A 23,214-nucleotide genomic window follows, 5' to 3' on the forward strand; every position below is an offset into this window, starting at 1 on the left:
CCGGCCCACTGCCCACCGGCCCACCGCCCACCGGGCCGCTGCCGTCCGCCTTTGGGGCCGCCGGTTCGCCGGGGTCGGACGCCGCGACCGCCCGGGGCGGCTCGGCCGGTCGCAGCCGGTAGCCGTCGAACGCGCCGGTCGCCTCCGGCTGGGCGAGCGGCGCCGAGGGCGTCCCGCCGGCCCGTCCCGACCCGTTCATCGGGGCCGATCCCAGCGCGTCGGGCCCGGACGTCGCGGGCGTGCGCGGCGTCGGCACCAGCGGGCTCGGCGAGCGCAGCGGCGCGTCCGACTCCTCCAGCAGCGAGAACAGCAGTTCCCTGCTGCTCGGCCGGTTCCTGGCGTCCTTGTCCAGGCAGGCCTCCACCAGCACGCGCAGCCGCCCGTCGAGCCGGCCGAGCTCGGGCGGCGCGGTGAGGATGCGGTGCAGCACCGGCGCCACCGAGTCCTGGCCGAACGGCGCGCTGGCGTTGGCCGCGAAGCACATGGTCGCGCCCCACGAGAACACGTCCGCCGCCCCGGTGACCGCCAGGGCGGTGATCTGCTCGGGCGCCATGTACGCCGGGGTGCCCACGCCCCTGCCGCTGACCGTGGCCGCCGCGTCGAGCGCCCTGGCCAGGCCGAAGTCGATCACGCGCGGCCCGTCTGAGCCGAGCAGCACGTTCTGCGGTTTGAAGTCCCTGTGCACGATCCCGGCCCGGTGGATGGCCGCCAGCGCGGTCGCGGTGCCGACCGCCAGCCGTTCCAGCGCGCCGCCGCGCCTGGGCCCGGTGAGCGCGACCTCGCGCTGCAGCGACGGGCCGTCCACGTACTCGCTCACGATGTACGGCCGGCCCTCGTCGAAGCCGGCGTCGATCACCTGGGCGGTGCAGAACCGCGCGACGTGCTTGGCCAGTTCCACCTCGCGCAGAAAGGCCGCCCGCTCGTCACCCAGTGACCCGTGCAGCAGTTTGACCGCGTAGGCCTCCTCGCCGTCCGAGCCGAGGAACACCACGCCCTGGCCGCCCTCCCCCAGGCGTCCCGACAACTCGTAGTCGCCGAGTCTCTGCGGGTCCCCCGTTCTGAGCGGCTGCGCCGTTGGCACGGGGCGCCTCCCCTCGCCGCCACCCCTTCGTCCCTTCCACTGAAAGCAACCGGCGGCGGAGAGTCAACGATTGTCACCGCAATCGCCACCTGACTGTGACACTGCGGGTCAGGAGGTACGCAGAACCGTGCCCGAGTACGCCACCACGTCCTTACCTTCGCGGCTCACCTTGATGTCCATCCGGTTCGGGTCATCGGAGGGGACGAGTCGCACGGTCCCCGGATGGCACTCCGCGCCGCTGACCTTCGTGAGCGTGTACACGAATGCGCTCCTGGTCGGCTCCAGCCGTCCGGTGCAGTGCAGATCGGCGCCCCAGCGCATGCCGGACTCCCCGTCCGCCGCCATCCGCATCTCCATCGGGAAGACCCGGCCGGCGCTGGGGTGGGTGGCCGATCCGGTCCAGGTTCCGTCGAGGCCGGGGCCCTGGGCGCCGCGCAGCCAGAACACGAATCCGGACACGCCCATGGCCAGGCCGGCCACGCTCACGATCACCTGCCAGCGGCGCAGCCGGCGTCGGGGCGCGGGCGTGGCCGCGGTGTCGTCGGGGCGGCCGCTCTCGTCGGTCACCGACCAGGTCGCGCCCAGTTCGCCGGTGTCCACACGGCCGGATATGGAGTCCCCCGCCGGGCCGAGCGCGGCGCGCGCGCCGGAGGTGAGCACGTCGCCGACCGGCTGGTCGAGCAGCCGTCGGAGGACTTCCTCGGCGTCGGGCCGCCGGCCGGGCTCCGGCGCCAGGCACGCCTCGACGATCTCGCGCAGCCGGCCGGACAGCACGCCGAGGTCCGGCGCGCCGTACAGGATCCTGGCCAGGACCTCCTGGTAGGTGTCGGCCGTGTACGCGTGCCGCCCGTTCGCGGTGAAGGCCACCGTCAGCGCCCAGGCCCACAGATCGGCGGCGGGACCGGCGGGTTCGCCCTTGATCCGTTCCGGCGCCAGGTAGGCGGGCGTGCCGACGGGCATCTGGTTCGTGGTGGCGGCGGTGTCCATCAGCCGTGACACGCCGAAGTCGATCACCCGGGGGCCGTCCAGGCTGAGCAGCACGTTTCCCGGCTTGAGGTCGCGGTGCACGACGCCGGCCCGGTGGATGGCGCCGAGCGCGGTGGCGGTGCCGATGGCCAGCCGGTCGAGCGAACCGCCGAGCCGCGGCCCGTTGGCGATCACGTGCTCGCGCAGCGAGGGGCCGTCGACGTACTCGCTGACCAGGTAGGGGCGGTCGCCGTCCAGGTCGGCGTCGAGCACCTGCGCGGTGCAGAACGGCGCGACCCTGCGCACCGCCTCGACCTCGCCGAGGAAGCGCCGCCGCACCTGGGGGTCGCTGGACATGGAGGCGTGCAGCAGTTTGATCGCGACCTGTGCCCCGTTCGGGGCGTGGCCGAGGAAGACGACACCCTGGCCACCCTGGCCGAGCCTCTTGGACAGCCGGTACGAACCCAGCTGCCGAGGGTCATCGGCACGAAGCTCCGACATAGCCCGCCATTATGACAGGGAGGCGTATTCGTCCAGGAGTGGCAGGATGACATTCGCGGGACCGCTGGGCAGCGTGGCGACCGCCTCCTCGATGCCGAGCCCGGCGAAGTAGTCGAGCTTCTCCCTGGTCGGCCGGGTGCCGAACGGGATGACCCGGGCCATCGGCCGGCCGGCCTTCTCGCACGCCTCGCGCAGGGCGGGCAGCGCGGCCTTGACGCCGTGGCCGCCGATCGGCATCCAGCCGTCGGCGTACTCGGCGACCTGGGCGAACAGCTTCGGCCCCGCAGCCCCGCCGAGGTGGACGGGCAGCGGCGAGACCGGCTTGGGCCACGACCAGGACGGCTCGAACCCGTCGAAGGCGGCCACCTCGTCGCGCCAGAGCGCCTGCATGGCCAGCACGTTCCTGCGGGTGACCGCGCGCCGCTCCCGATACGGCACCCCGTGGTTCTCGATCTCCTCCACGTTCCAGCCGAACCCGACCCCGACCGCGACCCGCCCGCCCGACAGGTGGTCGAGGCTGGCCAGGGCCTTGGCGGTGACGATCGGGTCGCGCTGGGCGGCCAGCAGGATGCCGGTGCCGACGCGCAGCCGGGTGGTGACGGCGGCGGCGTAGGAGAGCGCGACGAGCGGGTCGAGCGTGCGCTTGTACTCCTCGGGCAGCTCGCGCTGGCCGCCCGCCGGCGGGGTACGCCGCGAGACCGGGATGTGCGTGTGCTCGGGCACCCAGAGTGAGTCGAATCCCCGCTCTTCCGCCGCCCTGGCCAGGTCCTGGATCGGCATGGACAGATCCGTGGCGAACATGGTCACGCCCAGCCTCATACGGCCTCCCCATGTGAACCAAGCGATTGCTCGGTTAAGATTTCCAGAGTACCTTGCTGAGAACCATCCCGCGGAAAGAGGTCCCCGGTGAAGTTTTCTATCTTCCTGAACCCGCAGATTCCAGGCTCTGGTTACGCGGCCGAGGAGAACGCCAAGGCCAAACGGCCCATCGGGCGCGACACCGAGTCGTACCAGAAGCTGCTGCACGAGGTGCGGGAGATAGCCGTGCACGCCGACCAGGTCGGGTTCGACGCGCTGATGATGACCGAGCACCATTTCCATTCCGAGGGGATGGAGTTCTCGGTCAACCCGCTGATGTTCCTGACCGACCTGGCCGCGCGCACCGAGCGGATCCTGCTCGCCCCGCTCGGCCTGGTGCTGCCCGCCTGGGACCCGATCAGGGCGGCCGAGGACGTGGCCCTGCTCGACCAGTTCAGCAAGGGCCGGCTGCGGCTGGGCGTGGCGCGGGGCTACCAGAACCGGTGGATGAACGTGCTGGGCCAGCGCTGGCAGGCGGCGGCCGCGCGCTCCGACGGCTCGGCGTCCGACACGCGCAACTTCGACGTGTTCGGCGAAGTGCTCAAGATCATGAAGCTGGCCTGGACGCAGGAGACCCTCCGCTACAAGTCGGACGTGCTGGACTACCAGGTGCCCTACCCGTACGAGGGCATCGAGGGCTGGCCGGCCCAGGAGTGGACACGCACGTTCGGCGCGCCCGGCGAGCTCGACGACGAAGGCAGGGTGCAGGCGATCTCGGTCTGCCCGAAGCCGTACCAGAACCCGCACCCCGAGCTCTGGCAGCCCTTCACGATCTCCGACCGCTCGGTGATCAGGGCCGCCCAGGAGGACATCCTGCCCTGGATGTTCACCCCGAACCCGGACGACCACGCCGCCAAGGCCAAGCTGTACCAGGAGGAGTCCGCCAAGCAGGGCCGCCACTACAAGCTGGGCGAGCACACCGGCATCCTGAAGATCGTCGGGATCGCGGACACCACCGAGGAGGCGATCAACACCTTCGGCCGCAGCATCCCCAAGGACTTCGCCGCCTTCTTCGGCCCGTTCGGCTACCTGGAGGTGCTGCGCAAGAAGGAGGACGAGAAGCACAAGCCGATCTCCCCGGAGAAGGGCGACGCCAAGCGGATGAACGACGTGGAGATGGCCCTGTTCGGCACCCCGGACGACGTCAAGCGCGGCATCCAGCGCATGCTCGACCGGATGCCGGACCTGGAGTGGTTCGGCCTGTACATGCAGGGCCAGCAGGGCGTGCTCCCGCTGGACACGGTCAAGCGCAACCTGGAGCTGTTCGCCACCAAGGTCATCCCGGAGTTCCAGTGAGGTACTGGCTGGGCGCCTCGTTCGCGGACACGGGGCAGTTCCTGGAGCTGGCGCGGGCCGCCGAGCGCTGCGGGTTCGACACGCTGACGCTGTCGGACCACCTGTTCTACGCCGACTTCGCCTCGCCGTACCCGTACTCGTCGTCGGGCCGGCCGCGCTGGGACGCCACCACGCACTGGCCGGACGTCTGGGTCACGATCGGGGCGATGGCGGCGGTCACCACGTCGCTGCGCTTCTCCCCCAACGTGTACATCGCGCCCGCCCGCGACCTGTTCACCGTGGCCAAGCTGGTGTCCACGGCCGCGGTGCTGTCGGGCGACCGGGTGACGTTCGGGGTGGGGGTGGGCTGGTGCAAGGAGGAGTTCACCGGCACCGGCCAGGACTTCCACACCCGCGGCCGGCGGCTCGACGCGATGCTGCCGGTGCTGCGGTCGTTGTGGTCGGGCGAGAGCGTCGAGCTGGATGGTCTGCCGCCGCTGTCGATCTCCCCGACGCCGTCGCGTGACGTCCCGGTGCTGGTGGGCGGCGACAGCGAGGCCGCGTTGCGCCGCGCCGCCCGGCTGGGCGACGGCTGGATCGGCAACCGCATCTACACCGAGGAGCAACTGGACGACGTCCTCGCCAGACTCCGGCGGCACCTGGACGAATACGGCCGGACCGGGCCCTTCGAGATCATCGCCCCGCTGGCCGTGCTGCCCGACGCCGACACCTACCGCCGCTTCGCCGACAAGGGCGTGACCGGGACCATGGCCGCGCCGTGGTGGCTGGCCACGCCCGAGGAGAAGGCCAGGTACGGGGAGGGCACGCTGGAGCTCAAGCTCGCCACCATGGAACGCTTCGCCGAGGAGGTCATCGCGAAGAGCGGGTGAGACGCCCCGGAGGTCAGCGCTCGGGCAGCCCGAACGCGGCCATCGCCTGGTCGACCAGGTCGGGCGGCACCTCGGTGAGCGCCCCGATGCGCGCCAGCGCGGCCAGGCCGAGGTAGCTGCCGTAACCGGCCAGCACCCGCCGGTGCGCCTCCTCCGGCGCCAGCCCCAGTTCCTCCATGGTGGCCCGCATGAACGCCAGCCGCCGCCTGCTCACCCGCCGGGCGACCTGCGCCACCAGCGGGTCGTCCGCCTCGCTGATGAGACGGAACGACACGGCCGCGTCGTGCCCGTCGCCGAAGGCCAGCCCGAGCAGCGTTCGCATGCGTTCCACCGGGTCGGGCACGCTCTCCAGCCCGGCGATGACCTCCTCGGTCTCGGCCTCCCAGCGCCGCAGCGCCGCCTCGACCAGCGCGCGCCGGTTGGCGAAGTGCCAGTAGAAGCTGCCCTTGGACACCCCGAGCCGCACCGCGACGGGCTCCACCGCGACCGCCGCCAGCCCGCCTTCGGCCAGCGCGGCCAGCGCCGCGCGCGCCCAGTCGTCCGCATTCAACCGCCCCACCCGATCAGCCTGCCATACGCCGCCGTATAGTCGGACCATACGCACCCGTATGGAGGCTTTCATGAAGTCAGTCCAGCTCACGCTCACCGACCGGCTCATGCCGTCACCGGACGCGGCGGAACGCCACTCGATCGTCATCGACGCCCCGCGCGACCGGGTCTGGGACGCGGTCACCCACCAGGACCCCAGGGACATCCGCCTGGCCAAGCCGCTGTTCGCGGCCCGCGACCTGATCTCCCGCCTGCGCAACGGCCACGCCCAGCGCGACCTGCCGGACTTCACCCCGCTGGCCGAGGAGCCCGGGCGCGAGCTGGTGCAGGGCGTGATCGGCCAGTGGTGGCGGCTGGGCCGGGCGGAGAACGTCGGCGCCGTCGACGGACCCGACGCCTTCCACGCCTTCGACCGGCCAGGATTCGCCAAGGCCACGTTCAGCTTCCTGCTGGACGACACCGGCGACGGCCGGGTCCGTCTCACCACCGAGACCCGCGTCAAGGCCACCAGCCCGGACGCCAGACAGGCGTTCCTGCGCTACTGGGTGGTGATCCGGCTGGGCAGCGGGTTCGTCCGCCGCGTCATGCTCGCCGCCATCCGCGCCCGCGCGCTCAGGGCCCGCTGACGGCGTCCCCGGCCGGACGGGGCGCGGTGCGTGCCGCGGCGAGGTTGCCCAGGATGCGTTCCAGCATGTCCTTGACCTGGCCGATCTCCTGCCCGGAGAACCCGGAGAACGCCGCCAGGCTGATCGCGCCGAACACCGGCGGCAACACGTGGGCCAGCTCGTGACCCTCGGCCGTCAGCTCCACCACCACCGAGCGCCGGTCCTCCTGGTGCCGCACCCGCCGCAGCAGGCCCTTGGCCGCCAGCCGGTCGAGCAGCCGGGTCATCCCCGCGGTGTCGGTGCCGAGCCGGCTCTTGAGCGCGCTGGGCGTGCTCTGCCCGCTCGCCGCGTACAGCAGCAGCGCCGCCTGCTGCGCGGTCAGGCCGTGCGGGGCGAGCCGGCGTTCCGTCTCGGTGTTCAGCTCCCGCCCCACCTGGACGAGCAGCGACCCGCCACCCAGGATCAGCCCGATCGGCGCTTCCGGTGCATGTGTCATGATCCCCACTATAGCTGTTGCAACAGTTGCTGTCGCGACAGCTATCGAGTGGCCGCCCCCGAACCGGGGCCAACACCCCCGAACCGCCCGGACGGCGATAACCTCGTGTGGTGCTGGAAAAGATCGCGGCCACGCGTTACGTGACCCCGCTCAGGGAGGGCGGGTCGCTGCCCGGCGTCGTCGAGGCCGATGACCTCGGCACGTACGTGGTGAAGTTCCGTGAGGCCGGCCAGGGCCGCCGGGTGCTGGTCGCCGAGATCATCGCCGCCGAGCTGGGCCGCGGCCTCGGGCTCAGGACCCCCGAGCTGAAACTCATCGACCTCGACCCCCAGCTCGGCATCCGCGAGCCCGACGAGGAGGTTCAAGACCTGCTCAAGGCCAGCACCGGCCTGAACCTGGCGGTCGACTTCCTGCCCGGCGCGCTCGGGTTCGAGCCGCTGGCCTGGACGCCCGACCCGGTGTTCGCCTCCCGGGTGGTCTGGTTCGACGGCCTCATCCACAACATCGACCGGAGCTGGCGCAACCCGAACCTGCTGGTCTGGCACCGCGACATCTGGCTGATCGACCACGGCGCGGCGCTGTGGTTCCACCACAACTGGCGCACCGCCGACCCGCGCCGGCCGTTCGACGCCGGCGACCACGTGCTCGCGCCGTTCGCCACCGACGTGAGCGGCGCGGGCGCCGAGCTGTCGGCGCAGATCACCAGGGAGCTGCTCGAATCGGTGACCGCGGCGGTGCCCGACGAGTGGCTGGACGGCGAGCCCGGATTCGACTCGGCGCAGGACGTGCGCCAGGCTTACGTCGACCATCTGCTGCGGCGGGCGCGGGAGCCGCACGACTGGCTCACGGCCCAGCAGACGACACAGCAGCGCACGGGACCGGGTTCCGTCGGCGAGTTCTGGCGGGGAGGCGGCCGGTGACCAGGGACGTGTACGAATACGCGGTGATCCGCGTGGTGCCCAGGGTGGAGCGGGGCGAGCTGATCAACGCGGGCGTGCTGCTGTACTGCCAGCCGCGTGACTTCCTGTGCGCGCGCGTCGAGCTCGACCCGGCGCGGCTGCGCGCGCTCGACCCGGGCGCCGACATCGACGCCGTCCGCCAGGCGCTCGGCGCCTACGAGCTGGCCTGCGACGACAAGACCGGGCCGCTGGCCAGGGAGCCGCTGGGCGGCAGGTTCCGCTGGCTGACCGCGCCGCGCAGCACGATCGTGCAGACCGGCCCGGTGCACGCGGGGCTGACCGGCGACCCGGGCACCGAACTGGCCCGGCTCTTCGACAAGCTCGTCCGGCTGTAGGCCCTCCGGCGAAGCCCGGCCGCCGCGCTAGCGGAACGCCGCGGCGTTGGCGGTCGCCCACTCCGCGAAGGTGGCCGGCGGCCGGCCGGTGACCTCGGCGACCGTGGGCAGGACGGTGGCCTCGTCCAGCTCGCCACGGGCGAAGAAGCCGAAGAAGGCGTCCACGTACGCGGCCGGCATCGCGGCGGTCATCCGGGCCCTGGCCTCCTCGTCCGTCAGCGGCTCGAAGGTCAGCTCGCGGCCCAGCGCCTGCCCCAGGATCGTCACCCGCTCAGCCGGGGTGAGCGCCTGCGGGCCGGTCAGCCCGTGCACCTGCCCGTCGTGGCCCTTGTCCAGGAAGGACGCGGCGGCCACCGCGGCGATGTCGAGCGGGTCGACGGTCGCCACGGCCGCATCAGGAAACGCCTCTCTCACGACATTTCCGGTCTTGATCTGGTCGGCCCAGCGCAGCGTGTTCGACATGAACGTACGCGGCCGCAGGATCGTCCACGGCACCCCGCACTCCCGCACCAGCGCCTCGGACTCCACGTGATACCGCGAGATCGGATTGTCCAGATTCGTCGCCTCGGCCGCGACGGCCGACAGCAGCACCACGTGCTCCACCCCGGCCTTTCTGATCGCCGCCAGGGTCTCGGCCATCCGGTCGTACCCGGCCAGCAGGAACACCCCGCGCACGCCGTCCAGCGCGCCCGACACCGAGGCCGGGTCGTTCAGATCGCCGATCGCCAGGTCGGCCGGCAGATCGGCGGCGCGCCGCACCAGCGCCCTGACGTCCGCCCCCGCCGCGGCCAGCGTACGCACCAGCGCGCCGCCCGCGTTCCCCGTCGCACCCGTAACAAGGATCATGTTCCCGATGCTAGAACACGCCGCTAGAACAACACGGACATGAAGGTATCGACCTCCTGGAAGCCGACCTTCCGGTAGACCGCCCTGGCCGCGTGGTTGAAGTCGTTGACGTACAGCGAGACCACCGGCGCGAAGCAGGCCATCGCGGCCTCCACCACCGCGGCCATGCCGGCCACCGCGTGCCCCTGGCCGCGCAGCGCCGGATCGACCCAGACGCCCTGGATCTGGCAGGCGTGCGGGGTGACCGCCCCGACCTCGGCCTTGAACACCACCCGCCCGTGGTCGATGCGCGCGTACGAGCGGCCGATGCGGATCAGCTCCGCCACCCGGGTGCGGTAGAGCGCCCCGCCGTCACCGAGGTTGGGCGAGACGCCGACCTCCTCGGTGAACATGGACACGCAGGCGGGCAGCAGGATCTCGAACTCCTCCGGACGCACCCGGCGCACCAGCGGATCGGCCGGCACCGGCGGCTTGCGCGAGGTGGCCATCACCGGCTGTGCCCAGCGGATCGCCCGCGCCTGCCCCCAGTACGGCTCCAGCCGCTCCCACAGCAGCGAGACCGCGTCGACCGGGCCCACGATGGACGAGCACCGCCGCCCCTGCTTGCGGGCACGGTCGGCGAACGCGTGCACGGCTTCTGGGCCGGCGTTGACCGGCACCATGTTGGCCCCGGCATAGCAGAGCGACAGGAGCCCGCCGCGCGGTCCGAAGCCCCACATCTGCCCCCCGAGCCGCGCCGGATTGAGTCCGACGGTCCGCACCCGGGAGGAGACGAAGACGTTGGCGACCGGATCGGTGTCGAGCAGGGCGACGACCTCGTCCCGGTCGCTGTCATCGAGCACGCGCGACGCCGATGTACGCAGCATCACATGGTCAGACTACGCGAACGACCACCGATTAGCTCATCTCGCGATGACCTCGGTGAGCCGATCGTGACCAAGCGGGCCGACCGGCAGGGGCGACCCGGCCCGCGCCGACATGTGCGCCTTCTGCGCGGTCGCCGGTTTCGGGGCCGGCTCGGGCGCCGGCATCGCCCGGCAGGAGGTGTCCTGAGCAGGCAGGGTGCCGTCGGCCAGGTACGCGGCCAGGTGCCCGTCGATGCAGCGGTTGCCCCCCAGCGAGACGCCGTGGTTGCCGCCCCGGTCCACCACCATGCGGGCCGACGGGAAGCGCCGCCGCATCACCAGCGACCCCTCGTACGGGGTGGCCGCGTCGCCCACGGACTGGATCATGAGGATCGGCGGCAGCTTCGGCGAGGCCGTCACGCGGACGGGGGTGCCGCCGGGCACGCTCCAGAACGCGCAGGGCGCGTTGAACCAGGCGTTCGGCCAGGTCAGGAACGGCGCGTGGCGGTGCATCCTGGTCATGTCGGCCCGCCAGACGGCCCAGTCGCGCGGCCAGCGGGCGTCACGGCACTGCACGCCCAGGTAGATGGCGTAGCCGTTCTCGTCCTCGGCGTCGTTCTTGCCGTGTTTGGCGTAGGCGTCCTGCAGGCCCTTGGTCGCGCCCTTGCGCACGTAGTCGGACCAGGCCTGGGCGAGCTCGGGCCAGGTGCGGTCGCTGTAGCCGGCGATGGTGAAGGTGTCGTCGAGCTCGCTCGGCCCGATCACGCCGGCCGCCGGCTTGCCGCGCAGCCTGTCGCGCATCGCGTAGAAGGCGAAGGACGCCTGCCGGGTGGTGTTGCCCAGCTTGTACGCCGAGTGGTGCCTGGCCACCCAGGTGAGGAACGCCCGGTGCCGGCCCTCGAAGGCCGGGTCCTGGGTCAGGTTCGAGCGGTACCAGACGCCCGTCGGGTCGACGACGCTGTCCAGCACCAGGCGCTTGACCCGGTCGGGGAAGAGCGTGGCGTACACCGCGCCCAGGTAGGTGCCGTACGAGTAGCCCAGGTAGCTGATCTTCTCCTCGCCCAGCGCGGCGCGGATCCTGTCCAGGTCTCTCGCGGAGTTCTCCGTGGTCAGGTGCGGCAGCAGCCAGGCCCACATGTCGCCGCACCGGTTGGCGTACTCCTTCGCCCGGTCCAGCAGCGCCTGCTCCTCGGCCCGGCTGTGCGGCACGGCGTCAGGGCGCGGCGCCTTGTAGTAGACGTCCGGGTCGACGCAGCGCACGGACGGCCGGCTGGCGCCGACCCCGCGCGGGTCGAACCCGATGACGTCATAGCGTTCGCCCAGCTTGTTCGGCAGGGCCATGGAGACGAACTCGGCCAGCTGCCGCCCCGACGCCCCCGGGCCGCCGGGATTGACGAGCAGCGTGCCCAGATGGTTCGCGTCGCGGGCGACCTTGGCCTTGATCCGGTTGAGCGCGATCGTGATCGAGTGCCCCCACGGATCCCGGTGGTCGAGCGGGACGCGCACGCTGGCGCACTCCACGTTCGCGGCCACCGGCTTGCCCTGCTCCTGCGGGCAGGCCCCCCAGGCCGGCCCCTGCGCCACCACCGCCGGCGTCTCGGCGGCCACCCCGCCGTGGACGAACTGCGTCAGCAGCACCGCGATGCCGGTGACCACCCCAAGAACTCGCTTCACCCGACCCCTCCCCCAATGTCATAGGCCTAGCGATGCTCCCGCGAGCGACAGGGGGACGACAGGGGCTATGAGGAAAAGCTTGCCAATCTGTAATCGCAGCATTGCACGCCGTAATCGAGCCAGACCCGCCGCACCTCCGTCGAGGTGCGGCGGGCGGCGCCGATCAGTCGTTCGGCTCGGTGTCCGTCCAGCCCGCGGTCAGGACGGCCTGGGAGTTCCAGACCGTGCCCGGCGCGAAGCCCGCCTGCCGGCCGCCCGGCTCGACCACGACGTTCTCCCTGGCCAGGGCCTGGCCGGTGGAGACGTCCACGATCAGGCGGTCTTCCAGTACGCCGGCCTTGCCCGGGTCGCCGGCCTTGGCCTGGGCCGGCTGCTCGACGGCGACGGCACTGCCGGTGCGGCCCTCGGCGTCGGTGACCTCGGGGATGACCTTGATCGAGTCGAGGTCGGCGAGCATCCTGAAGGCCGCGCCGCGCACCTGCGGGGTGACCGGCATGTCGACGATCAGCCCGGCGCTCACGGCGAACAGCCAGGCGTCCGAGGACATCGGTTTGCTGCTGGACTCCGTGTCGTGGCCCGCGTACGAGCGCAGCAGCCATTTCTTGAGCGCGCCCGGCTCGGCCGGCAGGCCGCGCAGGTCCTTCATGGTGACGTTCCTGCCGAGCCAGAACACCTTGTCGCCGTCGACCAGCGGGGCGTGGGTGAGCTCCGCGCGGCCCGGTTCGATCGGCAGCATGAACGAGCCCTTGGGCTTGCCCGGGAGGTCGATCGCGACCTTGGCCGGGGAGCCCGCCGCCCGCCAGGCCGCCTCGTCCTCGGGGGTGGCGGGCCGGGCGCCGAGCGGGGTGCTCCTGCTCCACTGCTCGCCGCCGACGGCCGACGGCGTCCAGCTTTCGAGCCTGCTCTGTTCCAGCAGGCGGAAGCCGTCGGCCTGGAACAGCGACCTGTTCACCGACGCGGTGTGCCAGTAGGCGCCGGTCGTCTCCTTCGTGCTCTCCGCGCGTTCCGCGGCGGCCAGCAGGATCTGCCTGGCCGACAGCTCGACGGGGCGGCTGCTGCTCTGGGTGGGCGCCGGCTGGGCCACCCCGGGTTTCACCCGCGGCGCGCCGCCCGTGCCGTTGACCACGACGACCGCGGCGGCGGTCAGCGCGGCCGCGGCCCCGAGCAGCCCGAGCCCCCACGCCGGGCGGGCCCGCCTGCGGGCGCGCCCGCTCCGCCTGGCCCCCGCCATGGCGTGCGACAGCTCGGCGCTCCTGGTGGCCGGGTCGACCGCGCGGTCTGCCAGGTGCGCGGGACGGGAGTCACGCAGCTCGTCCATGGCGTTCATGACCACTCCTCACTGAGATTCATCACCCGGGGACGCGGCGCCGTAGGCCCCTGCATGGCCTGCTCCAGCCGTTTACGCGCCCGGTGCAGCCGCACCCGGAACGCGGTGGCGGAACAGCCGATGACGCGGGCGCCCTCGCGGGGGCTCAGCCCCTGCCAGGCGACGAGGACGAGCAGCTCCCTGTCGTCGTCCGACAGCGTGGTCAGCGCCTTGAGCACGGCGAACCGGTCGGCGACCTGGTCGGCCACGTCCTCCTCGGCCCAGGCGCGCAGCTCGGCGCCGAGCGACTCCCTGCGGACCTCGGCCCTGATGTTGTCGCGCAGCACGTTGCGCGCCACGCCGAGCAGCCACGGCAGCGCCTGCTCGGGCACGTCGTCGAGCCGCCGCCAGGCGATGGCGAACGTCTCGCTCACCACCTCGTCGGCGACCTGACGCCCGGCGCGGCTGACCGCGTAGGCCCACACGCGCTGGCGGCATTCGTCGTATATACGGGTGAACCGCTGTGCGTCTTCCGACACACCCACGCTCCCTTCACCCCGGTAGGTTTCCTTTGACACCGGGTAGTGGTCGCGCGGGCCTCAGTGTTACAGCGGTGCGGGAGAAACTTCTCTCAGCCGACCGTGACCTGCGGGCCGGAGTCATCGTCGAGGTCGACCTCGACGCCCATCTCCTCGGCCAGGCGCAGGGCCTCCTCGATCAGGGTCTCGACGATCTGCGACTCGGGCACGGTCTTGATGACCTCGCCCTTGACGAAGATCTGGCCCTTGCCGTTGCCCGAGGCCACGCCCAGGTCGGCCTCGCGCGCCTCGCCGGGGCCGTTGACCACGCAGCCCATGACGGCCACGCGCAGCGGCACCTTCATGCCCTCCAGGCCGGCCTGCACCTGCTCGGCCAGCGTGTAGACGTCGACCTGGGCCCGGCCGCACGACGGGCAGGAGACGATCTCCAGGCCGCGCTCGCGCAGCCCCAGCGACTCGAGGATCTGCGCGCCGACCTTGACCTCCTCGACCGGCGGCGCGGACAGCGAGACGCGGATCGTGTCGCCGATGCCCTCGGCCAGCAGCGCGCCGAAGGCCACCGCGGACTTGATCGTGCCCTGGAAGGCCGGACCGGCCTCGGTGACGCCCAGGTGCAGCGGGTAGTCGCACTTGGCGGCCAGCAGCCGGTAGGCGTTGATCATCACGACCGGGTCGTTGTGCTTGACCGAGATCTTGATGTCGCGGAAGCCGTGCTCCTCGAACAGCGAGCACTCCCACAGCGCCGACTCCACCAGCGCCTCGGGCGTGGCCTTGCCGTATTTCTGCAGCAGGCGCGGGTCGAGCGAGCCGGCGTTGACGCCGATGCGGATCGGCACGCCGTGCTCGGCCGCCGCCTTGGCGATCTCGCCCACCTTGTCGTCGAACTTCTTGATGTTGCCCGGGTTCACCCGGACGGCCGCGCAACCGGCCTCGATCGCGGCGAACACGTATTTCGGCTGGAAGTGGATGTCGGCGATGACCGGGATCTGCGACTTCCTGGCGATGATCGGCAAGGCGTCGGCGTCGTCCTGCGACGGCACCGCCACCCGGACGATCTGGCACCCCGACGCGGTCAACTCGGCGATCTGCTGCAGGGTGGCGTTCACGTCGGCGGTGACCGTGGTGGTCATCGACTGCACGGAAACCGGCGCGTCGCCGCCCACGGGCACGCTGCCGACCATGATCTGCCGCGAGTGGCGGCGTTCGGCGAGCGGCTTGGGACGGACCGTCGGGATTCCGAGTGCTACAGAAGACATTTCAACCCTTTAGGTGTCGACGACACTACCCAGTCTAGGTAGCTAACGGGACTGCCCGGCTGTGAGTTCGGCCGCACGGGCCCGGGCCCAGGCGTCGGCGGCCAGCACCTCCTCGACCGAGTCGGCCGGGGTGGCCCGGTGCTCGGCGACGACCTCGGCCACCGTGTCGACGATGCCCAGGAACGGCAGCTCGCCGCGGAGGAAGGCGTCGAGGCAGACCTCGTTGGCGGCGTTGTAGACGGCCGGCGCGGTGCCGCCGGCCGCGCCCACCTGCCTGGCCAGCGCGACCGCGGGGAAGGCGGTGTCGTCGAGCGGTTCGAAGGTCCAGGTGTGCGCGGCGGACCAGTCGATCGGCCGGGCCGCGCCGGGCACCCGGAACGGGTGGCCGAGCGCCAGCGCGATCGGCAGCCGCATGTCGGGCGGGCTGGCCTGGGCGATGGTCGAGCCGTCGACGTATTCCACCATGGAGTGGATGATCGACTGCGGGTGCACGACCACCTCGATGCGGTCGAAGCCCAGGTCGAACAGCAGATGCGCCTCGATCACCTCCAGCCCCTTGTTCACCAGGGTGGCGGAGTTGATCGTGATGTGCGGGCCCATCGACCAGGTGGGGTGCGCCAGCGCCATCTCGGGCGTGACATCGGCCATCTCGGCGCGGGTGCGGCCGCGGAACGGGCCGCCGCTGGCCGTGATCACGAGCTGCTTGACGCTGTCGGGGTCGTAGCCGTCGGGCCCTGCGGCCCACAGGCACTGCTGCACGGCCGAGTGCTCGGAGTCGACCGGCAGGATCTGGCCGGGCTTGGCCAGCCGCTTGACCAGCGGCCCGCCGATGATCAGCGATTCCTTGTTGGCCAGCGCGAGCGTGCTGCCCGCTTCGAGCGCGACCAGCGTGGAGGTCAGGCCGAGCGCGCCGGTGATCGCGTTGAGCACCACGTCGCAGCGCCGGCCGGCCACCTCGGCGACCCCTTCTGGACCCCACAGCACCTCGGGGTGCGCGCCGCGCGCCGCCAGCGCCTCCTTCAGCGCCGGGACGGCCGCGCCCTCGGCCACCGCGACCACCTCGGCGCGGACCGCGGCCGCCTGCTCGGCCAGCAGGTCGACCCGGCCGCCGCCGGCGGCGAGCCCGGTGACACGGAAGCCTTCTGGGTTGGCGGCGATGACATCGAGAGCCTGGGTGCCGACCGAGCCGGTGGAGCCGAGGACGACGACGGAGCGGAGGGTCTGTTGCACCCGTCCATTGTCCCCGCTTCCGGCCGCGCCCGGGCCCGGGGCCGCGACACCTCCACAATTGCGTCACCAGTGTGACGTGCGGTAATCGAGAAGCTTTATGCCTGAATATCGCTATATCGGTATGCGCATAACTTGAGAAATCGCGATATTGGGGCCGCTACCTTCCAAGCCCTGGTCCGGTTTCTGGAGGTACCTAATGCGCCGCAGACTGGCTCTGCTTTCCGTCCTCACCCTCACCGCCGCGAGCGCGGCCCTGCTCCCATCAGGTACGGCGGCCGCCGCGGTCACCGCCGACCCCAAGCCGGCCGCCCACGCGGCCGCCGACTCCACCGGCGAGCAGCGGGCGGTCCTGCGGTACTGGACGGCGGACAAGATGGAGGACGCCCAGCCGCTGTCCGCCCCCATGCCCAAGCGTTCGGCCAAGATGGCGGTGGGCGAGCCCGGCGAGCCGACCGAGGGCACCCCGTGGCAGGTCCCGCCCACCTCACCGCCCGGCGGCGGCACGCGGCAGCAGGCGGCCAACACCGCCGGCTCTCCGTGGACGGGCGGCGGCGCCGTCGTCCGCACCACCGGCCGCGTCTTCTTCACCACCGCCCAGGGGCGCAACGCCTCCTGCTCGGGCTCGGCCGTGACCAGCGCGAACAAGAGCGTGGTGATGACCGCGGGACACTGCGTCAAGCTGAGCGGCGCCTATCACACCAACTGGGTGTTCGTCCCCGGCTACGACCGCGGCACGCGCCCCTTCGGCACCTGGCCCGCCACCCGGCTGCTGACCACCCAGCAGTGGAACGCCCGCGAGGACATCAACTTCGACGTCGCCGCCGCCGTGGTCGCGCCGCTGCAGGGACGGTCGCTGACCGACGCGGTCGGCGGCCAGGGCGTGGCGTTCAACCAGGCCAGACGGCAGCAGATGCACGCATTCGGCTACCCGGCGGCGGCGCCGTACGACGGGTCGCGGCTGATCTACTGCAGCGGCCGGGCGTTCGACGACTTCCTGCTCTCCGACGACCTCGGCCTGACCTGCAACATGACCGGCGGCTCCAGCGGCGGCCCGTGGTTCGTGAACTTCAACGAGTCGACCGGGCTCGGCACCCAGAACTCGGTCAACAGCTTCAAATACAACTTCGCGCCGAATTGGATGTTCGGCCCATATTTCGGAAATGAGGCTCAGGCCGTCTATCAAGCCGCCCAAAGCACCAACGCACTCTAAGAGATTTACCGGAAAGTAGTCACAAGAACACATCTCGTAGTGCACACTCGGGGGGCATGACCCTGAGCACCCCCCTGCTCGCGGCCGCTCCGCTCGTCGCGGGGCTGTTGGGCCCCGCGCTCGTCGGCGCCGCCCCCGGACCGCAGCAGGCCGACCGCCCCGCCGTCTCGCCCGTCGACACGGCCAAGCGGAGCGAGGTCGTCGAGCACACGGCCGCCCGCAGCCCCGCTGACCTCCAGCGAGTGATCGACTACTGGACTCCGGAACGCATGGCCGCCGCCCTGCCGATCAACCTGCTCGACCTCGTCAGCGAGAGCGGCGGCCTCGTCGGCGACCTCACCGGCGAGGTCGGAAAGATCGCCGGCGACGTCCAGGAACTGACCGGATCCGCGGGCCCGGGCGACGGGCTGGGGCTGGGCGGCCTGACCGGCGGGGCGAGCGGGCTGACCGGCAAGGCCGGCGTGCGCACCGCGCCCGACCTGTCGGGCGCGGCCGCGAAACTCGGCGTCCCCCGGCACCAGGCCGCCACCCGCCCCCAGGCCACCACGCTGGGCTCGCGCTGGATGACCGGCGGCGCCGTCGCCAGGACCACCGGACGCGTCTTCCTGACCCTGGCCGGCACCGACTTCGTCTGCTCGGCCAGCACGATCAAGAGCGCCAACCGCGACGTGGTCGTCACCGCCGGCCACTGCGTCAAGGACGGCACCGGCGAATGGGCCGCCAACTGGACGTTCGTCCCCGGCTACGGCCTCGGCAACGCCCAGCCCCACGGCCAGTACGCCGCCCGCCGCATGTTCGTGGCCGGCCCCTGGTCGCGCGAGGGCGACGACGACTACGACATCGCCATGGTCGCCCTGGCCCCCTGGCGCGGCAAGCACGTGGCCGACGTGGTGGGCACCCAGGACATCGCGTTCAACGCCCCGCGCGGCGGCCAGGCCTTCGGCTTCGGCTACCCGGCCGACCCGCCGTACGACGGCGAGCACCTGGTCTACTGCGCCGGACGGCTGCGCGACGACCCGCACGGCCAGACCCGCGACCAGGGCCTGGGCTGCGACATGACCGCGGGATCGAGCGGCGGGCCGTGGATGTCGACGTTCGACCCGGTCACCGGGCGCGGCACGATCACGTCGCTGAGCAGCTTCAAGTACAGCGACGACCAGCGCACCATGTACGGCCCGTACCTCGGTGACGCCGCCAAGACCCTGTACGCCACGGCACAACGCGCCTAGCCGGACATATCCCGGCAACGCCCGCGAAACACGCCTTCCCTATCGTTTCCGCATGCGTATCACCCGGCCGCCGTCCACCGACCCGATCGTCGTCGAGCTCTGCGACGAGCAGCAGGCCGAGCTGGCCGAGCGCGAGAGGGGCGTCGTCGACGACGCGCTGAAGCCGCCGCTCGACCCGCGCATCTCGTTCCTGGTGCTGTGGCAGGGCGACCAGGCGGTCGGGTGCGCGGGGCTCCAGCCGATGGAGCCGGGGGCGGGCGAGGTCAAGCGCATGTACGTGCGGCCGGCCTGGCGCGGGCGCGGGTTGTCGCGGCGGCTGCTCGCCGAGGTCGAGTCGCTGGCCGCAGAGGCGGGCGTCACCGTGCTCCGCCTGGAGACCGGCCGGCTGTTCGCCGAGGCCGTCGGCCTCTACACGTCGTCCGGGTTCCAGCAGATCCCGCGCTTCGGCGAGTACGTGGACTCCAGCCAGAGCGTCTGCTTCGAGAAGCGGATCGGGTCCACGGCGAACGCCCGTGTCCCGCGGATCACGGGACACGAGCGGCATTCCGCCTAGAGCGTCAGGCCGGTCAGGACCATGACCTTCTCGTAGGTCAGGTCCTCCATGGCCGAGTGCAGGCCCTCGCGGCCGATGCCCGAGTCCTTGACCCCGCCGTACGGCATCTGGTCGGCCCGGTACGACGGCACGTCGCCGATGATCACGCCGCCGACCTCCAGCTCGCGGTTGGCCCGGAAGGCGGCGTCCAGCGACCGGGTGAACACGCCGGCCTGCAGGCCGTACTTGGAGTCGTTGACCAGCGCGTACGCCTCGTCGATGGACGCGGCCGGCTGCAGGATCATGACCGGGCCGAAGACCTCCTCGCAGGCCACCTTGGCGTCGTGCGGGACGTCGGCCAGCACGGTCGGGGCCACCGTGGCGCCCTCGCGGGTGCCGCCGGCCAGGACCTTGGCGCCCGCGGCCACGGCCTCCTGGACCCACTGCTCGACCCGCTCGGCGGCGTGCTCGGAGACCAGCGGGCCGACCTGGGTCTTCTCGTCGGCCGGGTCGCCGGTGACGAGGGCGGCCACGGCGGGCAGCAGGCGCTCGACGAAGGCGTCGTACACGGACCGCTCGACGATCACCCGCTGGACGGCGATGCAGCTCTGCCCGGCCTGGTAGTTGGAGAACAGCGCGATGCGCTGGGCCGCCCAGTCGAGGTCGGCGTCGGCGAGCACCACGGCCGCGGCGTTGCCGCCGAGCTCCAGCGTCACGTGCTTGCGCGGGACCTGGTCGGCGATGGCGTAGCCGACCGGCGCCGAGCCGGTGAAGGACACGACGGGCAGGCGCGCGTCGTGCACCAGCGCGGAGGCGCGCTCGTTCTCGACGGGCAGCACCGAGAACATGCCGGCGGGCAGGTCGGTCTCGGCCAGGATCTCGCCCAGCACCAGCGACGACAGCGGCGTGGCCGGGGCGGGCTTGACGATGACCGGCGCGCCGACCGCGATCGCCGGGGCGACCTTGTGCGCGACGAGGTTCAGCGGGAAGTTGAACGGCGTGATCGCCAGCACCGGGCCCTTGGGCACGCGCGAGACGTAGGCCAGGCGGCCGGCCGCCGCAGGCTCGGTGTCGAGCCGCTGCACGTCGCCCGACCAGCGGCGGGCCTCCTCGGCGGCGAAGCGGAAGGTGGCGACGGCCCGGCCGACCTCGCCGCGCGCCCACAGGATCGGCTTGCCGTTCTCCGCGCTGATCAGGCCGGCGATCTCCTCGGCCCGCTCGGCCAGGCGGCGCGAGACGTGCGCGAGCGCCTCCGCGCGCACGTGCACGGGCAGCGCGGCGGCCTGCTTGGCGACCGCGTGCGCGGCCGCGACGGCCTCTTCCACCTGCGCGTCGGTCGGCACGGAGTAGCGGCCGACCTCGCGACCGTCGTGGGGATTGGTCACGGTGAGCTCGGCGTCCCCGGTTGCGGGACGACCGGCGAGCCAGAAGGTACGCACGTCCATACCCATGACGTTATGCCAACTGTAAGATCGGGGATTTACACCACCGTGCACAAGACTCTCACGAGCGCTCACCGTTAAGTACAAGCCCTGTTGTATACCCAGGATGTAACAGAAGTAGACCTAATTCGGGATGTTTACCATGCGGAGCGGTTTGAACGATCTCCGCTATGGCTAAGTCATCGGGTGCGGGTCTCCAGCGCGGCGGGCCCCCGAGCAGAAAGGCGTGGGCCCCGTGACCGAACAGCGTGAGGTCACAACGACGCATGGCTCCTCGGGCGCGAGGGAGATCTCATGACCTCCACACCCATGGGGCTGCAAGGCGCCTATCTCCTCGGAGAGCGCGCCACTCACGACGAACTGCGTTCCCGCCTCCTCGACGTGGCGGTGAACCTGCTGCAGACCGACGGCCCCGACAGCCTGGCCATGCGCAGGATCGCCACCGAGGCCGGCTGCACCACGACCGTCATCTACACGATGTTCGGCAACCGTGAGGGCCTGGCGGAAGCGCTCTATCTGGAGGGATTCGAACGCTTTCGCCGTTTCCTCGAAGCCGTGCCGCAGCGCGGCACCCCGTTCGAGCACCTGACCGCGCTCGGCCCCGCCTACCGTCAGGCGTGCCTGGCCGAGCCCGGCTACTACAGCCTGATGTTCGAACGCGCGATCCCCGGCTTCGAGCCGAGCGAGCGGGCGCGAACGCTGGCCAGGGCCGCGCTCAACATCCTCGACCGGGCCATCGCCGACTGCATCTCGACCGGCTACCTCGTGCCGACCCAGCCGCGGAAGATCGCCGACGCGCTGTGGGCCGCCGCCCAGGGCGCGATCAGCCTCGAACGCGCCGGCCATCTGCGCGACGGCCGCACGTACGAGGCGGTCACCACGGCGACGATCTGCTGCTACCTGGTGGAGAAGAACTAGTCCTCGAGCTTGGTGGTGACCTTGGCCGGGTCCGGCGCGCTGAACCACGGCGACACCTTGTCGAGTTCCTTGAAGGTGATCGTGCCCGTGTAGGTGATCGTGCCCGTGTAGGTGTTCTTGCCCGGCTTGGCCTTCTTGACGAGCGCGGCGAGGGTGGCCGGCTCGACCGGGTTGATCACCTGGCCGAAGAAGGCCGAGCCGCCGACGAAGCCCTTCGTCCGGTACCAGGTCTTGCCTTCCGGCATCTGCTCCTTCCAGGTGCCGCCGGACAGGTAGCAGACCTTGCCGATCACGATCGAGCGTTCCGGCACGCGCGTGTCGGTCAGCGCGGCGATCGGGGTGCGCAGCTTGGCCGTGATGTCGGCGGCGGCCAGGCCCTTCCTGCTGAACTCGAACGTGCCGGTGCGCCGGAGCAGCGAGTCCTCGCCGCGCTCGTCGGAGACCGTGGTGGAGTCGGTGAAGCGAACGCCGCGGCCCGGCGTCAGCTCGGCCTTCAGCGCCTTCACCGGATCCTTGGGCGCCGCCGTCACTGCCTGTGCGGGGGCGGCGGTCATCAGCAGGGCGCCACAGGTGGCGGCCAGCGTCACGATCGTTTTCCTCATGACAGTGATCGTGGCAGCGGCTGATCACGATTGGGGCTGTCGTCCGGACGCTTCCAGGGCGAGCCAGAGCTCGGCGCGTACGCCGGGGTCGTCGAGGTCGCGGGCGAGCAGTTCGCTGACCCGTTTCATCCGGTAGCGCAGGGTGTGCCGGTGGATGCCCAGGCGCTGGGCCGCGGCGTCCCAGTGGCCGTTGCTGTCCAGGTACGCGCGTAGCGACTCCACCAGGTCGGCGCGCGAGCCGTATCCGGTCAGCGGGGCCAGCAACGCGGCGGCGAACGCGCGCGCGGCGGCCGGGTCGAGCAGGGCGAGCAGGCCCTGACCGGCCAGTTCGCCGAACCTGACGGTGCCGCCCCGGCTGCTGTCGAGCGCGCGCCTGGCCTGGTCGAGTCCGCCGCGCAGGTCGCCGTAATCGCAGGGCGAGCTCAGCCCGACCGGCCCCGACACCTCGGCGGCCACCTTCTCCGCCCGCCCCTCGAACCCAGCGACCACCTTCTCGGCCGGCCCCTCCGAGACGGCGGTGGCCGTCTTCTCGGCTCGCCCTTCGGGGACGGCGGTGGCCGTCTTCTCGGTCGGCCGTTCCGAGACGAGCGCGACGACGACGCCGTCGTCGGCGTCCGCCCGTGCGGGCTCGTCCGGACGCGCGCCTTCCGCGGGCCGTCGCTCGCGCAGGCGGGCCGTGAACGTGTGCGGTTCCAGGGTCTCCAGCGCCTCGGCGTGGGCGGCGAGCACCACCAGCGGCGGGTCGGGCAGCCGGGCGCCGAGCGGCGCGAGCACCTCGCGTGCCTGTTCCTCCGCCCCGGCCAGCAGCAGTTCGAGCACGGCCGTCCTGACCCGGCGGACGGACTCCGACTGGGCGTTGCCCTGCTCCAGCGCCAGCGTGAGCAGCGAGCCCGCGGCGTTGATCACGGTGTGCGTGACAGGCGAGAACGGCTGCCCGGAGCCCACGGCGAAGAAGCCGCGCGGGCGCGGGCCGCCCCCGCCCAGCGGCTGGACGATGACGTGCTCGTCCGGGCCGGACAGCGCCAGGCTGGCCAGCACGCGCCCACCCGACTCACCCGCCGCCCCACCGC

At 71.8% G+C, this 23,214-nt stretch carries 24 protein-coding genes; 9 read left to right on the forward strand and 15 right to left on the reverse strand.

Features of this window, described 5'->3' with window-relative positions; all coding sequences use genetic code 11:
- The 3 genes from HII36_RS39865 to HII36_RS39875 form a co-directional block, all read right to left on the reverse strand.
- Window positions 1–1,081 (reverse strand): serine/threonine-protein kinase (locus HII36_RS39865; protein WP_173528523.1); only part of this gene is annotated, 1,081 nt, incomplete at its 3' end.
- Between the two features lie 108 nt (window positions 1,082–1,189).
- Window positions 1,190–2,548, reverse strand: coding sequence for a serine/threonine-protein kinase (locus HII36_RS39870; RefSeq protein WP_173528524.1), 1,359 nt, complete (start codon window positions 2,546–2,548; stop codon window positions 1,190–1,192).
- A gap of 9 nt (window positions 2,549–2,557) precedes the next feature.
- Complete coding sequence (locus tag HII36_RS39875) at window positions 2,558–3,367, reverse strand: LLM class F420-dependent oxidoreductase (RefSeq protein ID WP_173528525.1); 810 nt, start codon at window positions 3,365–3,367, stop codon at window positions 2,558–2,560.
- 87 nt (window positions 3,368–3,454) lie between these two features.
- On the opposite strand from HII36_RS39875, the gene HII36_RS39880 reads away from it, so the two are divergent.
- Window positions 3,455–4,702, forward strand: a complete 1,248-nt coding sequence (locus HII36_RS39880; RefSeq protein ID WP_173528526.1) for an LLM class flavin-dependent oxidoreductase — start codon at window positions 3,455–3,457, stop codon at window positions 4,700–4,702.
- Entirely contained in the window at window positions 4,699–5,571 is an 873-nt protein-coding gene (locus tag HII36_RS39885; protein ID WP_173528527.1) for a TIGR03619 family F420-dependent LLM class oxidoreductase, read from the forward strand. The genes HII36_RS39880 and HII36_RS39885 overlap by 4 nt, the downstream gene beginning before the upstream one ends.
- Before the next feature lie 13 nt (window positions 5,572–5,584).
- On the opposite strand, the gene HII36_RS39890 is transcribed toward HII36_RS39885, so the two are convergent.
- Window positions 5,585–6,130: a TetR/AcrR family transcriptional regulator gene (locus HII36_RS39890; RefSeq protein ID WP_173528528.1), complete on the reverse strand. Its 546-nt coding sequence runs from the start codon at window positions 6,128–6,130 to the stop codon at window positions 5,585–5,587.
- A 61-nt stretch (window positions 6,131–6,191) separates the two neighbouring features.
- On the opposite strand from HII36_RS39890, the gene HII36_RS39895 reads away from it, so the two are divergent.
- Window positions 6,192–6,746, forward strand: a complete 555-nt coding sequence (locus HII36_RS39895; RefSeq protein WP_173528529.1) for a hypothetical protein — start codon at window positions 6,192–6,194, stop codon at window positions 6,744–6,746.
- Here the strand turns inward: HII36_RS39895 and HII36_RS39900 are convergent.
- The gene (locus HII36_RS39900; protein ID WP_173528530.1) at window positions 6,733–7,221 is read right to left on the reverse strand and encodes a MarR family winged helix-turn-helix transcriptional regulator; all 489 of its coding nucleotides are present in this window, start codon (window positions 7,219–7,221) and stop codon (window positions 6,733–6,735) included. The two genes, HII36_RS39895 and HII36_RS39900, sit on opposite strands and share 14 nt — an antisense overlap.
- Window positions 7,222–7,331: 110 nt before the next feature.
- Here HII36_RS39900 and HII36_RS39905 point away from each other — a divergent pair, with 110 nt between their 5' ends.
- Both HII36_RS39905 and HII36_RS39910 read left to right on the forward strand, forming a co-directional pair.
- Window positions 7,332–8,141, forward strand: a complete 810-nt coding sequence (locus HII36_RS39905) for a HipA family kinase (RefSeq protein ID WP_173528531.1) — start codon at window positions 7,332–7,334, stop codon at window positions 8,139–8,141.
- On the forward strand, window positions 8,138–8,515 hold the full coding sequence (locus HII36_RS39910) for a DUF3037 domain-containing protein (RefSeq protein WP_328808102.1): 378 nt from the start codon (window positions 8,138–8,140) through the stop codon (window positions 8,513–8,515). Before HII36_RS39905 ends, HII36_RS39910 begins: the two co-directional genes overlap by 4 nt.
- A 27-nt stretch (window positions 8,516–8,542) precedes the next feature.
- On the opposite strand, the gene HII36_RS39915 is transcribed toward HII36_RS39910, so the two are convergent.
- From HII36_RS39915 to dxr, 7 genes are all read right to left on the reverse strand, one after another.
- Window positions 8,543–9,361, reverse strand: coding sequence for an NmrA family NAD(P)-binding protein (locus HII36_RS39915; protein ID WP_173528532.1), 819 nt, complete (start codon window positions 9,359–9,361; stop codon window positions 8,543–8,545).
- Between the two features lie 23 nt (window positions 9,362–9,384).
- The gene (locus HII36_RS39920) at window positions 9,385–10,227 is read right to left on the reverse strand and encodes a GNAT family N-acetyltransferase (RefSeq protein ID WP_173528545.1); all 843 of its coding nucleotides are present in this window, start codon (window positions 10,225–10,227) and stop codon (window positions 9,385–9,387) included.
- A gap of 36 nt (window positions 10,228–10,263) precedes the next feature.
- Entirely contained in the window at window positions 10,264–11,880 is a 1,617-nt protein-coding gene (locus HII36_RS39925) for an alpha/beta hydrolase (RefSeq protein ID WP_173528533.1), read from the reverse strand.
- A gap of 163 nt (window positions 11,881–12,043) precedes the next feature.
- Window positions 12,044–13,207 carry a CU044_5270 family protein gene (locus tag HII36_RS39930; protein WP_173528534.1) on the reverse strand — a complete coding sequence of 388 codons (1,164 nt, stop codon included), beginning with the start codon at window positions 13,205–13,207 and terminating at the stop codon, window positions 12,044–12,046.
- On the reverse strand, window positions 13,204–13,725 hold the full coding sequence (locus HII36_RS39935; RefSeq protein ID WP_173528535.1) for an RNA polymerase sigma factor: 522 nt from the start codon (window positions 13,723–13,725) through the stop codon (window positions 13,204–13,206). The genes HII36_RS39930 and HII36_RS39935 overlap by 4 nt, the downstream gene beginning before the upstream one ends.
- 92 nt (window positions 13,726–13,817) lie before the next feature.
- Window positions 13,818–14,981, reverse strand: a complete 1,164-nt coding sequence (ispG, locus tag HII36_RS39940; RefSeq protein WP_173528536.1) for a flavodoxin-dependent (E)-4-hydroxy-3-methylbut-2-enyl-diphosphate synthase — start codon at window positions 14,979–14,981, stop codon at window positions 13,818–13,820.
- A gap of 42 nt (window positions 14,982–15,023) precedes the next feature.
- Entirely contained in the window at window positions 15,024–16,211 is a 1,188-nt protein-coding gene (dxr, locus tag HII36_RS39945) for a 1-deoxy-D-xylulose-5-phosphate reductoisomerase (protein WP_173528537.1), read from the reverse strand.
- A 196-nt stretch (window positions 16,212–16,407) separates the two neighbouring features.
- Between dxr and HII36_RS39950 the strand changes: the two genes are divergently transcribed.
- The 3 genes from HII36_RS39950 to HII36_RS39960 are packed head-to-tail and all read left to right on the forward strand — an operon-like array spanning window position 16,408 to window position 19,203.
- A complete protein-coding gene (locus tag HII36_RS39950; RefSeq protein WP_173528538.1) occupies window positions 16,408–17,421 on the forward strand; it encodes a trypsin-like serine peptidase in 1,014 nt (337 codons plus the stop codon).
- Window positions 17,422–17,477: 56 nt separating this feature from the next.
- Window positions 17,478–18,650: a trypsin-like serine peptidase gene (locus HII36_RS39955; protein ID WP_236004372.1), complete on the forward strand. Its 1,173-nt coding sequence runs from the start codon at window positions 17,478–17,480 to the stop codon at window positions 18,648–18,650.
- Window positions 18,651–18,702: 52 nt separating this feature from the next.
- Complete coding sequence (locus HII36_RS39960; protein WP_173528539.1) at window positions 18,703–19,203, forward strand: GNAT family N-acetyltransferase; 501 nt, start codon at window positions 18,703–18,705, stop codon at window positions 19,201–19,203.
- Here HII36_RS39960 and HII36_RS39965 read toward each other — a convergent pair.
- On the reverse strand, window positions 19,200–20,627 hold the full coding sequence (locus HII36_RS39965; RefSeq protein WP_173528540.1) for an aldehyde dehydrogenase family protein: 1,428 nt from the start codon (window positions 20,625–20,627) through the stop codon (window positions 19,200–19,202). The genes HII36_RS39960 and HII36_RS39965 overlap by 4 nt on opposite strands.
- Window positions 20,628–20,918: 291 nt before the next feature.
- Between HII36_RS39965 and HII36_RS39970 the strand changes: the two genes are divergently transcribed.
- Window positions 20,919–21,542: a TetR/AcrR family transcriptional regulator gene (locus tag HII36_RS39970; RefSeq protein WP_173528541.1), complete on the forward strand. Its 624-nt coding sequence runs from the start codon at window positions 20,919–20,921 to the stop codon at window positions 21,540–21,542.
- Here the strand turns inward: HII36_RS39970 and HII36_RS39975 are convergent.
- Entirely contained in the window at window positions 21,539–22,144 is a 606-nt protein-coding gene (locus HII36_RS39975) for a hypothetical protein (RefSeq protein ID WP_173528542.1), read from the reverse strand. The two genes, HII36_RS39970 and HII36_RS39975, sit on opposite strands and share 4 nt — an antisense overlap.
- Window positions 22,145–22,168: 24 nt before the next feature.
- On the reverse strand, window positions 22,169–23,214 hold a 1,046-nt coding region (locus HII36_RS39980; protein WP_173528543.1), incomplete at its 5' end, for a PucR family transcriptional regulator.

The organism is Nonomuraea antri (genome assembly GCF_013283785.1).
GTDB lineage: Bacteria > Actinomycetota > Actinomycetes > Streptosporangiales > Streptosporangiaceae > Nonomuraea > Nonomuraea antri.